We start from the raw sequence: 12,675 nt of genomic DNA, 5'->3' as shown, positions 1-12,675 counted from the left end.
AGGTTTCAAACCTAGGTGTGAGTTATTTGTTATGGGTTGTGATAGTTTTTTTCTTACCGACAAAGCGAGTATAAAGTTGCTGGTGAGCTAGCTTTGAAAAAGTATCGGTGCGTGTATCATAAGCCTTTATCCAATCAATAAGCATGGCTAAATTATCATCCTGAGCTTGCTTTGATGGATATTTATGCGCTTCCCACGGACGATCTTCTGCATGGGTAATGCATGTATTAATCATTATATCTAAGTAGATAATTTCGTTAGCAAACGCTTTTTTATTAACATTATCATGGTCTGTTGCACTATTATTAATCAGTAGCTCTAGTAAGTCACTGTAGCAACCTTCTATTACCCAATTTGCATGTTGTTGGGTAAATGTGTCAATTTCAATGGCTGAATCTGACAGACATTTTCTTTGCGGTGGAGATGTTGCCAGCCAGGCGAGCGTATCAAGATCTAAATGTGCTAAGCCTTGTTTTACCGCTATTTTTTTAGCTAAAGTCGATTTACCTGCTGCAGCATTGCCAAAAATAAGAATTTTTTGCAAGTAGCTCACCTTTCGTCATATTGTTATCAAAGGTAGTGTACCTGAACTGATGATAAAAAATTAGCGTTTTAATGCAAAATAAAACAAGTTGATAGCGTTTATCCTTACTAACAACTTGCCATGATTTAAATGTGAATAAAGCTTAAGACTATAGGCTTAGGCCAATAAAAAAGGTTATCTGCTTAACTTGATTCGTAGCAAACAAGTGCCTGAATAAAAAGAGCGATACTCTCGTATCGCCCTTTATTTACTTGATTAAATATGACTGCTTGAATGACTAAAAGCGATAAGAAGCATTTAAGAAAAAGCTACGTCCATATAAATCATATCCCGATGAAGTCACCATGTTGCCACGGTTTGAGCCAGCGGTTAAATCAACTAACTCTGGCGCTTTATCAAAGACATTTTTCATCCCTGCTGTCACTAAAAAGTCATCACCGGTATAAGTGACAGATGTATGAACATAAACCGCACTATCGGCAGAACAAACAGGCACCGTTTGCGGTTTACCAACTAAGTCTTCATTTTTAATAAAGACATCACATTTAGCCGTATCTCTGACATCATCAGCTGATTGAGTACCCGACATATAATTTGCCATGATCATCCAGTTCCATTCATCCATTGAAAAATTCAAGGTTGACACTAAACGATGCTCTGGCGTACCAAAATCTTCTAACAAGTCCTCAGATGATTCACCTTTGAATATAGTGACTTCTCGTTCAGTTTGTAAGGTATATTGGTTATCCCATGTCATTCTTACATTATCAAAGTTAGTCACGAACCGTGTATTAACATCAACACCTTTCGAGGTCTCTTCACCAATATTAATAAACGAGGTATCAATTAAATTTGGAAAGTTAATCACGGGTGCATTACCACTGTTTCGTGAAATACGTGGGCAAAATGAGCTTTCCATATTAGGAGAGTCAAAACAACGCTTTAAAATAGTCGCCGCACTAATTGTTCGAATGGTATCTTCAACGACTAAGCTGAAGTAAGTAACCCCAAAGTTAAACTCGTAATCCCCTTCAAACACCGGTGTCCACTTAAATGTTGCGGTAATATTTTCTGATGTTTCAGGTTTTAGGTCTCTAGCATTACCGCTTGAAGAGGTTGGGATACTGGGTACACCACTCAAACCAATTTGAGTAAAGTCAGCACCTTGGGCACTACAGTTATCTAAAATTGTTTGTGAGCGATTTTCTTTAGAGGGATCATATTGGCTATTTGTCGTTAAAGATTCTGAGACCATACAAGGATCAGCACTACCACTTACACCTCCAAATTGGTTAGCAAGAAATTGCTCCCGTAAATTTGGTGCTCGAAAAGAGGTGCCATACGAGGTGCTAAATAGTAAGGTTTCAGAAGGTTTGTAGGTAACACGTGCACGATTGGTTAATTCACTGCCAAAGTTAGACTCATCGGTATAACGAAGCGCCGCTTCAACTTCAAATAAATTCGCCCAGCTTTGATCGACCGCAATTGGTAATGATATCTCCGCAAAAACATCACTCACATCACGAGAGCCAATGGTTGCCCCTTCTGTTAATGGATTCTCTGCCGCGACTAACCCTGTTGAACCTAGCATATCACCCGCAGAATCTATGCGATCTTTTCTGTACTCAAGTCCCATGGCAACGGTTGCAGCCGCACCTTTTTCAAAGTCAAAGACGTCACCGGTAACAAAACCTGAGAGCATTGATTGCTGAACGGTTGTTGTATTAATACGCGTGCCGATTAAAAAGTCTTTTTCTGCTTGTGTAGCGAATGTACCACCACCGTAGCTACCGCCATTAAAGATGGATTCTGCAAAAAAGTCGACAGGAACACATTCATTGGCAGTAATAAACCCAATCCCAGCTGGGGCATTAATTCCACAAATAGGGTTACCGGCATTATCTAGACGCAATGTCCCTAAACTTAATGCTAGGTTAGTTTCATTCATTACGGGCTGAGTTTGATCACCAACACCACGGTCGTATGAAACAAACACCTCATAACTCCAGCCCTTATTAGATAGCCAGTCACTGGTAAAGTCACCACGTAAACCAGTAACAAAGCGGAAGTGATTTAATTCAACCTCTCGTTTTTGTGGCAAGTCTTCTAAAGTCATGATGTGAGAAACATCATAATCTGGAAATGGGTTTAGTGGGTTATCAACTAAATTCAATGAGCCATCAGGGTTAGTGACTAAATTACCATTAGCATCTTCATGGGGGATATTAGCAGCTATTGTTGGATAAATTTGTTCAGTAGAAGCTAAGCTGGTTAGGTTACGATGGAAATAATAGCCTTCGTAAAATATTTCTTCATCACCACCAAAAAAATCAGGTGAGTAGCTACCATTTACCGCCAGAGTAAAACGAGTTACTGGTTGAATTAAATCGGCTTCCATACGGTCAACAGCATCAGAATGTGCCGGTGAGTATATACGGCGGTTAAATTGATCTGAACTGGTAATATCAATGTTAGGATCATTTGGAATGGGCAAACCAAAAGCCGAACTAAAACCCGGAATACCAACATCAGATGAACCCGGGGTGGTAAAGAAACCAATACCTGATGGATGCGGATAGGTCATCACTGGCGCGTTTGGATCATCAGCATTGTAACCGGTAATATCTAAGATAGAATTATCCCAAAAGCGGCTTGAGCATACCGAGGTTCTTTTGCCGCTGTCGTCTTCAAATATTTTACGAATACAATCGGTACGGTCTTTTACGGCGATACGATCGCGTTCATAATAAGATGCAGAGAGGGTAAATTTTGATTTCTTACCTTCAAAACCAGTAATAAATGAGAAATCTTTTGTAGCGCCGCCACCGTGTTGCGTATCAGAAATATTTGCTGAAACTTCAAAGCCGTCAAAACTTTCTTTGAGAATAATATTAATAACACCCGCAACAGCATCCGCGCCGTAAATAGATGAAGCTCCTTCGGTGATCACTTCAATACGCTGCACCATATTAACCGGGATCAAACTTAAATCAGGTTGTGATGGAGCACCTCGCACACCTGATGAGCCCAGTCGTCGACCATTAATAAGAATAAGGGTTCGCTCTGGGCCTAAACCACGTAAACCAACATTAGAGGAACCGACACCACCACTTGGCGGTGCCTCTGATGCATTAGAGCCACCAGAGTTAGAGTTATATGAACCATCGAATTGTTGACCATTTGCCATTGATGTATTTTGTAATAAATCAGCGACTGTCCTAACACCAGCTTTCATTGCATCTTCAGCCGTGATGACATGAATAGGAGAAGCATTTGAAAATTCTGCTTTTTTTAAGCGTGAACCCGTAACAGAAATTCGTTCAACTTCTTTTTCTGCGCCAACTTCTTCAGCAAAAACAGGCATTGATAACATTGAAGTAGATACACCAGCAAGTAGTGCGTATTTGATAGCTTTCGCTATTGGGGATGCCTTTGTCATAATATTATCCTTTAGTTAATTATATTTATTTTTATAATTATTCAGTTAATTCCTTAACACTGATCACTCAAGTACAACTTCGTAATATCCTTAACTAAACGTAACTTAAGTTAAACTGAACAAACTAACACTAGCCTAAACGTATAGAATTCATACCAAAAATAGTAAACAGATTTAAAAGGTTTGCTTTTTCTGTAAACTTTTAGCCACACATTGATAAATAAAATCGCTCAAAAAGTGAGTAATAATTTAATTGATAGCTTCACCACTGATTTATATTAAAAATTCACGGGTAAAGTTTTAATGAATCATTAAAGAAATTCTTATATCTACCTGATCTCTATCTGGTTACTTTAAGATGTTAACTTTTTATTTTTTCTCTTAATAATATTTTATTGAAAACAAACTTGACTGATTATTCCTCAAGCGTTATGTATAGTTAAAACAATAAAAGAAAATAATATAATGAAAATTATCCCTTTGCTGCTTATGCCAGCTTTTTTAATCAATTGTGCTTACGCGACCTCTATTTTTAATAGCGACATTGAAAACTTAATTGCCACATTAAAGGCGCCCACCCCAGTTATTTCAGATTTAAAGCAACTAACAGATGAAATAGGCGCTCGCTTAACGGGTACTCAGGCTAATAAAAAATCGGTTAATTGGGCGCTGAAAAAATTTCATGAAGCGGGTGTTACCGCTAAAAAAGAAAGTTTTACTATGCCAAGAGCTTGGTCTGAGAAAACGATTAGCGCTAAAGTTTTTAATGGCCAAATAAATTTTTCACCTCGTATTGTTGCTATGCCTTTTACTAAAAAAACCCATTATCGAGGCCTTAGCGCTAAAATCGTCAATCTGAATAAAGGTAGCGTGGCAGATTTTGAAAAAATGAATATTGACGATCACTTAGCAGATAAGTGGTTACTGATTGAAACTGATATTTTGGATGATGAACGCGGCATTTCAGGTCTTTTTCAAGAGTATAACAATGCGGTCATCATCGAAGAACAAGCGTTATCGGTCAAAGCCACAGGTATTATTTATATGTCTTCTCGGCCAAAAAATCTCTTGTACCGCCACTTACCTAGCTCAGGGGTTAATAATAAATTAGCCATTGTTGTTATGGAAAGGGAAAGTGCCCTGCGCACTCAACGCCTACTGAACTCAGGTGAATCACTAAAATTAACAGCGAAAATAAATATATTAGGTGAAAAGCCTTATCAAGCTAATAATGTTGTTGCTGAAATAAAAGGTGACACCTATCCCGATGAGATTGTCTTAATTGGTGCTCATATTGATTCTTTTGATTTGGGTACGGGCGCTCTTGATAATGGCGCTAATGTTAGTCTAGTGATAGATCTTGCTCGTCAAATCACTAAGCTTGCTATAACACCTAAGCGTACTATTCGCTTTGTACTCTTTAACGGCGAAGAACAGGGTATGTACGGTTCTTGGGGGTACACTCAAACACATAGAGACGAGTTAGATAATCATGTCTTAGCCGCAACCATAGACATTGGCACCGGTGCTATTACGGGCTTTTTTATTAATGGTCGTGAAGAAATTAGAGCAACCATCGACAGTGTTTTACATCCCGATGCAGAATTGGGTTCATTTAGCCAAATAATCGACCCGGTTGTTGGCACTGACAATTATGACTTTATGATGCAAGGTATCGCAAACCTTGTGGCTAACCAAGCAGACGCTAACTATGCATCTAATTATCATGCTCAATCAGACACCTTTGAAAAAGTAGACCAACAACAATTAAAATTGAACGCCGCTATTATGGGGGCAACTATTTTAGGTATTGCTAACCTTGAGCAGATCCCTTGGCAACGTCAAACCTCAGAGCAAGTGGTAAAAATGGTTGAAAAATATAACCTTGAACAAGCGATGAAAACCTTTGGTTTACAACAAAGCTGGCAAGAAAACAAACGTGGTATTCAACACTAAAATCTAGTTAACTTGTTTTAAATACTTTTCGCCGCTCGATAGCAATATCTAGCGGCTTTTTCGTTGACAGAAGAAGAAAACTCATTCAACGACAATAGAAAGCGGCTATATTGATGATATTGTCTCTTATTAAGGAAGGAGATAACCCTCATCTATTTAGTTAATAACTTGATAAGCGGCCAAGTACTTTACTAAGTGCTAAAACTTCTTTATTTACTCTAGTGTGCTTTAAGCGCCTTTTTCTAAAATAAAGGTCGTTTTTTTATTAAGATTATCTATACTCCGTGAACTGTTATTAAAGGAGTAATAATATGAAAATAATGCCAACTGCTTTGGTAAAAACTTGGTTATTTCTGCTTAAAAGTACAGACCCCAAACTCGCAAGACAAAAATTCATTGCTTATCAAAAAATAAAAAAATCATTTGGCAGTGCTGACCTAGCACAGTTATATCTTGAACAAGATAAGGATAATGACATCGAAGTCGTTATTATTTAAACAAAAAAATGAGCAGGTGTTAACACCAACTCACTTTTTATCAAGCCTGCTATATTTATTTGAATATTTACATTTGTTTATCAAGCCGTACTGAGCCATTTTCCAAATAAATCAGCCGGATAGCGTCATTACGTTGAAAAATCATTCTTGAGTCTAAGTATTGTACGACCATAAACTCCTTACCCTGATCAGTTTTTATCATTAACTCAACTAAATGAAGCGTCTTACGCTGATATTGCGGGTTTTTATTATTGGCCATAGAGCCACCTAATAAAGCACCAAGAACAGTAGCAACATCTCGGCCACTACCACTACCAAATTGATTGCCAATCGCACCACCAATAAGCGCACCACCAAAAACTTTCCAGCCTTTTTCTTTATCTTCGATAAGTTCTACTTCAGTAATATTTCTAACCGATTGTACTTTTCCAAAGAGAACTTTTTCGACAGGTACGGCTTTGTTTCTGTCATATTGCGCATTCACTATTGGACTTAATAAAATCGTTAATAGGCATAAACAAGAAAATAGCTTTGTTTTCATGATCTCCCCTTAAATAGTAAATATCAGCTCTTACCAACCCACTGATGCTTTAACTTTAGTTTTGCGAATTTCAGTTTCGTCAGCCCATTCAACTAAGCCACTTTCTAAATCCATTAAACGTAGTGTAAATTTATAATAGACATCAGACTTGTCTTTGTTAGATTTTACAATACTTGATAAGTTCCCATAAAGCATATACTCAGCGCCAACTTGCTTACCAAACTGCACAGCTTTATTGGTGTCAACCATACCACTGTCTTGTTGAAATTTTATTTGTTCACGAGCCGCTTCTACTCGCGCCATATCAACAAAGCGAAATTTGCCTGAACGTAGTAATTTTGTTGAAATTGAATCAGTAATTGATTCAGTATCAATATGTTCGCTGGTTTTATTTTTAAGGCGCTCAACAAACATGATTGGACGTTTATTTTGCGTTAACGTACCTACAACCGGCGACAATAATAACGAGTCAGTCATTTCTCCAGCAACTTTTTGTAAGTCAGTAGAGCCAAAGTTGATATCGGTCGTCTCAACAGCTGTCGCATCACCGTAGCGAACAACTGACTTTTGTGCACAACCCGCAACAAGGGTAATAGCTAAACCAACAGTAGTAGCAATCATTAATTTTTTCATAAGTACTTCCTTAATATATAACGTAATAAATTTTAATATTTAATATCTATAAGCTTTTTCTGGGATTTCTCTCACATAAACAGTGAACGAAGCAACCTGTTCATTCGGTGCCAGTCCACTTAAGCTTGTTGACTGAAAACCATGTAATTCAAGTGGCTTCCAGGGTGTTTTTCGTGATTCAATCACAAATCCTTGCGCATCAAACCAGTTAAAGTGGTATTGCAATTTCAATGACTTTTTATAGGTGCTGTTAAGCTGTAGGTTTATTTCTAGTAAACCATTGGTTTTTCTTGATTTTACATCAATAATTTTTAGCTGTTGTGCTAATTTAGGGTTATGGACCTCTAAATGCTTCGAAAACTCATCACCTTGTGTTATCGCACTGGTGCCGATCCCCGAGGTTATTGGCGCAGCGCAACCCAGAAAAAATATTGAGCTGAACACCGTAATAGCTGAAATTCTTATAAAATAATGCATATTTTTATCCTTACAAATTTATAGTTTGATGACCGGTAAAGTTACCCAGAGCGGTAAAATTAATGAGCGTTGTTCTATTTTCTGCTACGTCAATGTCAACGACCTGCTTTTTACCTGCATATGAAATCGTCAATTTTTTCTGACCTACAGCAACATTATCCAACCTCATTATTTGTACATTATCAGGCAAACTTGACCAACTGCGAGTATCGGCTTTTTCTGAAGCAATATTATAAAGGCTGGCTAAAATATTACCGACATCGCCACCCGACTTGCTCAAATTCTGACGTATCTGCTCTTTGGCGACTAAACGTATCGCTTGTCTTGTTACCAAACCCGGTAATTTTTCTTTTAAGTCTTTGCTTGCTAAAGACTGTAGCCTGACAATTTCTTGCGAAAGGTAACTTTTTTCATCAATACTGATACTCAAAGGTATTAATGCCGGTAAGCGCCCTCGATAAACAGGTAAAGCAAAAGTGAAAAATTTAAAATCTGAGCGAGTATTGAAGATAGGTAAATTTAAACTTGCTTCTTCTTTTGCACTAACAATTCCTTGTTCAAAAATAACGACTATTTGACCTGTGTTTGTTTTATTTTGCCCTTGATAGCGACCAAACCTTTGCTCAAAGCGCGCAAGATCTTCATTCATATCTAGCTTATTGGCTAATCGCAAGACATCTTGTTGCAGAAACGTATTATTGGGATATATTTCTAGCGCTCGCTTATAGTCAATATAGGCATCATCAAACTTTTTAGCTGTTTCATACAATAAACCCGAAAGATAAAAAGTATAAGCATTTTGAAAACTGTTTTTTAGATCACCAATCAGGTTATCCATTGATGGGAAGTTATCATATAATTTATTACTGTTGATGCCTTTTTCAGCCATTTCTTCTTCAGCTTTGTAGAGTTCAGCTTGATTGGTTTTTAATGCACGTTCTTGCACTAGATTAGCTCTGCGCACTTCAACCAAAGCGCCCTCTAAACTGCCTTGATATAAATAATTTAGCGCTTGATAAGAATGCAACATACCTTGCTCGTATGAAGGTATTTCATAGCCAATGGCATTGTCATTAGTCACCACCGCACTGACTTTTTTCAAGCCACTGCTTATTTGTATTTTCGCTGCTTGCTCTTGATCCTGTACTTGTTGGTAGGCTAATTCAAAACTTTTTTGACTCGCCAGCCAATCATGAGAAAGAAACTGTAAACGGGCTTTTTCTAGTTGGCTCAAGGCATAATTATTATGCTGGCGATTAACCGAGATAACTGATGTTGTCGCAACAACGAAATCACCTCTTAACTGAGCTGAACGAGATTCTTGCATCTGTTGACTGTAACCAAAAAACAAATCACTCATGCCTATAGATGTACAGCCAACAAGCGTCGCTACTGAAAACATAAGACAAAATTTTATTAATAACTGTTTACACATAAAATTTTCAAGTAACCCTTAATGATGAAGACATTATAACACTTTACTAGCTAAGCCTGCGCTTGATTCGCTAGATGTAAAATTAATACGAAACAGCCCAATAGGCAATACAATAATTGTGAGTAAATTGTAAGAATTTTGTAATGTTCTGAGAGTGTTAACCGTTAGCAAAGCTTAATTGCCCTATTATTGACATATTTGGTCAGTACTTTGCCCTAATACCGCCCCCGCTAACGCTCAATGCTTTGCTTTAATATCATCTACTACTTACACAAAAGAGCAAGTGATGTTTACTTCTAGAAAAAACCGACAATTTATAGATTACCAAGACTCATACTATTACCGACAACAGAATAAAAAACGTCGAAATAAATGGTTAAAGTTATCACTGCTAGTGTTTCTTATCCTATTGTCTTCTCTGGCTTTAGTACGTTATGCGCAAAGTAGTGAAATGGCTTTGACTGAAAATACAGCCAATAATAATACGCTTATTTATGGTCCACAATTATTATTTGATCACCCAAATCCAGCAAAGCAAGCCAATTTACCCCTTGATATTCAGACCAATGTTGAGATTAATGGTTTAATTGCTTATGTAGAAATAAAACAAACCTTCGTTAATCCTCATGCGATTCCTTTAGAAGGGACCTATCAATTTCCCTTACCTGAAGATGCTGCAATAAAACGGTTAATGATAAAGGTTGGCGATAATGAGATAGTTGGCGAGATAATGGCAAAAAACACCGCTAAGGTTGCATATCAACAAGCGAAAAGCCAAGGAAGAAAAGCGAGCTTACTCGAGCAACAACAAGCTAATTTGTTTATCAATAAAATTGCTAATATTCCACCACAAGCAAGCGTTATTGTTACGCTAACTTTTATGATGCCAGTCTCTTTTTCACAGGGTAATTTTGATCTACGATTACCACTAGCAATGACTCAAAGGTACCAACCCAAATTATCCCAGCCATTATCTGAAAATCCACAAGTAGCAAAAGCTTCTGAGCTTACAGAGCAACGAATAGCGTACTCTGCAGATAAATCACCTGCACAGCTGCACGCATCAACCACAAAAGCGCCTAGCCACTTACCTTCAATTGCCAGCAGTCAATCATCTATTAATATTTCCTTAAATTCGGGTATTGCGATTACTGCGATTAGTAGTGCTAGTCATAAAATAGTGATGCGCGCGTTAAACTCCCATCAAAATGCTTACTTTATCACCTTAAATCAGGCCAAAGTGGTCGCTCATAAAAGTTTCGTTCTAAGCTGGCGATTATTAGCCAGTGAGCAAGCTAAAATCAGCAGTTTTACTGAACAAGTAGCAGATGAATATTATACGCTGCTGACCTTTTTCCCGCCAAAGACAGACCTTGCACAAGTGATCGCACGAGATATCATTTTTATCATTGATACCTCAGGTTCTATGCAAGGTTCGGCTATGGAACAAGCAAAAGCGAGTCTCTCGTTAGCTATATTACAACTTAACGATAAAGACAGTTTTAATATTATCGCTTTCAATGACACTACCGAATTACTCTTTTCCGGCACCAAAATGGCTGCAGGTCATCATATTAAAAAAGCGCAACAATTTATTAGTCACTTAATGGCCGATGGTGGCACTGAGATGTACCGTCCCTTGAGTAACGCTTTGATGATGAAAAAAAGTGCTGTGCAAGCAGCGCAGGCTATTCGCCAAATAGTTTTTATTACCGACGGCGCTATCGCTAACGAATTTGAACTTATGCAACTGCTTGAAAATGCTCAAGGTGACTTTCGTTTATACACCGTTGGCATAGGCGCTGCGCCCAATGGTTACTTTATGAAGAAAGCCGCTCAATTTGGTAGGGGTCGTTATGTTTTCATTCAAAGCCAAAGTGATGTTCAACAAAAGATGAGCGACTTTATGACTAAAATAAGTCAACCCGCCATCACGAATATCGACTTAATTATTGACAGCCGAGTTCATCAACACTTCGAGGTTTATCCTAAAAGCATCCCTGATTTATATTTCGACGAGCCCTTGCAAATAGCGATAAAATCTCAGTTTCCTATCACGAGTTTGCAATTAACGGGTAATACCGTCACTGCGCCTTGGTACCAAGAATTAATTATTGATAGCGACCAATCATCAACGGGTATTTCCTCTCTTTGGGCGCGTAGAAAAATAGAAAGCTTACTTGATAGCTTAGTCAGCGGAGCAGATAAAGCTGAGGTGAAGTTTCAGGTGATTACTACCTCACTCAAGCATCAAATCATATCGCCCTATACCAGCTTTATAGCCTTGGAGAAACAGCAAAAAGACGGATTATTACTCGTTAAGCATAGCGTTTTTCAAGCCCATGAAAGTTTAATGGTCGCTATGCCTAAAACAGCATTAGGGTGGAAATTACAATTTCTGCTTGGCATGGCACTCTTGTTATTAGTCATTATGAGTGAGGCTATTATATTGCGGGGGTATCAGTGTATTAAATTAAGGGGTCACCCTTGAAAAAATTAATTAGAACATCCTTATTGATCATAGGCAGCTTGCTGTGTTTACAAGCTAGTTGGTTGCCTACTAAAGCTTGGTTATCTCAGCAATTAATCAATTATAGCTGGCATCAGACACTGGCTTTACACCTAAAAATAAAACCTTGGCCATGGGCTGATACCTACCCTATTGCCGAGCTTTCATTTAAACGCTTAGCAAAGTCTCTGGTGATACTTAATGGCGGCGACCCAACCACACTCGCTTTTTCAGCCGGGGCTATTGCTCCTTTCAACCAGGTCAGCCGTGTCCAACCTTTTGTGGTTGCTGGACATAGAGATAGCCACTTTTCATTTTTAGACGAGGTAGATATGAAGGATATTATTTCATTAACTGACCGATATGGTCAAAGCCAGCTTTATCAAGTAGAAGCGATTAACATTGTTGACGCTTTAACAGGCCAAATGCCACTGCTAGCTGATGACTCATCATTAATATTAATCACTTGCTACCCTTTTAATAACTCGAGCAGTAATAGCAATGAAAGATATGTGATAACCGCAAAGTTGCTTTAAGGGGATAAGTGGTTACGGGTCAATAAGCCAATAACCCTATTATTACGGTATTTAACCTTATAATATCTATCAAAAAGTACCGGCGGCTATTAAAAGTTTATTCCATTA

General features: G+C 38.0%; 10 protein-coding genes. 4 read left to right on the top strand and 6 right to left on the bottom strand.

Going from position 1 to position 12,675, the window contains the following annotated elements; translation table 11 throughout:
* Positions 1-22: 22 nt before the first annotated feature.
* Both A3Q34_RS18510 and A3Q34_RS18505 read right to left on the bottom strand, forming a co-directional pair.
* The gene (locus A3Q34_RS18510; RefSeq protein ID WP_070376683.1) at positions 23-544 is read right to left on the bottom strand and encodes a shikimate kinase; all 522 of its coding nucleotides are present in this window, start codon (positions 542-544) and stop codon (positions 23-25) included.
* Positions 545-821: 277 nt separating this feature from the next.
* The gene (locus A3Q34_RS18505; protein WP_070376682.1) at positions 822-3,983 is read right to left on the bottom strand and encodes a TonB-dependent receptor domain-containing protein; all 3,162 of its coding nucleotides are present in this window, start codon (positions 3,981-3,983) and stop codon (positions 822-824) included.
* Between the two features lie 465 nt (positions 3,984-4,448).
* On the opposite strand from A3Q34_RS18505, the gene A3Q34_RS18500 reads away from it, so the two are divergent.
* Positions 4,449-5,939 (top strand): M28 family peptidase, encoded by a 1,491-nt coding sequence (locus A3Q34_RS18500; RefSeq protein WP_070376681.1) that lies wholly within the window; start codon positions 4,449-4,451, stop codon positions 5,937-5,939.
* A 311-nt stretch (positions 5,940-6,250) separates the two neighbouring features.
* On the top strand, positions 6,251-6,436 hold the full coding sequence (locus A3Q34_RS18495; protein WP_070376680.1) for a hypothetical protein: 186 nt from the start codon (positions 6,251-6,253) through the stop codon (positions 6,434-6,436).
* A 67-nt stretch (positions 6,437-6,503) separates the two neighbouring features.
* Here A3Q34_RS18495 and A3Q34_RS18490 read toward each other — a convergent pair whose 3' ends face one another.
* The 4 genes from A3Q34_RS18490 to A3Q34_RS18475 are packed head-to-tail and all read right to left on the bottom strand — an operon-like array spanning position 6,504 to position 9,489.
* Positions 6,504-6,977, bottom strand: a complete 474-nt coding sequence (locus tag A3Q34_RS18490) for a glycine zipper 2TM domain-containing protein (RefSeq protein WP_070376679.1) — start codon at positions 6,975-6,977, stop codon at positions 6,504-6,506.
* Between the two features lie 30 nt (positions 6,978-7,007).
* Positions 7,008-7,610 carry a penicillin-binding protein activator LpoB gene (lpoB, locus tag A3Q34_RS18485; RefSeq protein WP_070376678.1) on the bottom strand — a complete coding sequence of 201 codons (603 nt, stop codon included), beginning with the start codon at positions 7,608-7,610 and terminating at the stop codon, positions 7,008-7,010.
* 39 nt (positions 7,611-7,649) lie between these two features.
* On the bottom strand, positions 7,650-8,087 hold the full coding sequence (locus A3Q34_RS18480; RefSeq protein ID WP_070376677.1) for a YcfL family protein: 438 nt from the start codon (positions 8,085-8,087) through the stop codon (positions 7,650-7,652).
* A 10-nt stretch (positions 8,088-8,097) separates the two neighbouring features.
* A complete protein-coding gene (locus A3Q34_RS18475; protein ID WP_231907389.1) occupies positions 8,098-9,489 on the bottom strand; it encodes a COG3014 family protein in 1,392 nt (463 codons plus the stop codon).
* 319 nt (positions 9,490-9,808) lie between these two features.
* On the opposite strand from A3Q34_RS18475, the gene A3Q34_RS18470 reads away from it, so the two are divergent.
* Both A3Q34_RS18470 and A3Q34_RS18465 read left to right on the top strand, forming a co-directional pair.
* Positions 9,809-12,013: a marine proteobacterial sortase target protein gene (locus A3Q34_RS18470; protein ID WP_070376676.1), complete on the top strand. Its 2,205-nt coding sequence runs from the start codon at positions 9,809-9,811 to the stop codon at positions 12,011-12,013.
* Complete coding sequence (locus tag A3Q34_RS18465) at positions 12,010-12,567, top strand: class GN sortase (protein ID WP_070376675.1); 558 nt, start codon at positions 12,010-12,012, stop codon at positions 12,565-12,567. The genes A3Q34_RS18470 and A3Q34_RS18465 overlap by 4 nt, the downstream gene beginning before the upstream one ends.
* Positions 12,568-12,675: the final 108 nt, after the last annotated feature.

It is taken from the genome of Colwellia sp. PAMC 20917 (assembly GCF_001767295.1).
GTDB lineage: Bacteria > Pseudomonadota > Gammaproteobacteria > Enterobacterales > Alteromonadaceae > Colwellia_A.
Note: the sequence above shows the minus strand (reverse complement) of the source record. Positions and strands in the feature narration are given on the sequence as shown.

Coding starts and splice junctions, on each gene's coding strand:
- A3Q34_RS18495 (WP_070376680.1), top strand. CDS start 6,251: ATGAAAATAATGCCAACTGCTTTGGTAAAAACTTGGTTATTTCTGCTT.
- A3Q34_RS18470 (WP_070376676.1), top strand. CDS start 9,809: ATGTTTACTTCTAGAAAAAACCGACAATTTATAGATTACCAAGACTCA.
- A3Q34_RS18505 (WP_070376682.1), bottom strand. CDS start 3,983: ATGACAAAGGCATCCCCAATAGCGAAAGCTATCAAATACGCACTACTT.
- A3Q34_RS18480 (WP_070376677.1), bottom strand. CDS start 8,087: ATGCATTATTTTATAAGAATTTCAGCTATTACGGTGTTCAGCTCAATA.
- A3Q34_RS18490 (WP_070376679.1), bottom strand. CDS start 6,977: ATGAAAACAAAGCTATTTTCTTGTTTATGCCTATTAACGATTTTATTA.
- lpoB (WP_070376678.1), bottom strand. CDS start 7,610: ATGAAAAAATTAATGATTGCTACTACTGTTGGTTTAGCTATTACCCTT.
- A3Q34_RS18500 (WP_070376681.1), top strand. CDS start 4,449: ATGAAAATTATCCCTTTGCTGCTTATGCCAGCTTTTTTAATCAATTGT.
- A3Q34_RS18475 (WP_231907389.1), bottom strand. CDS start 9,489: ATGTTTTCAGTAGCGACGCTTGTTGGCTGTACATCTATAGGCATGAGT.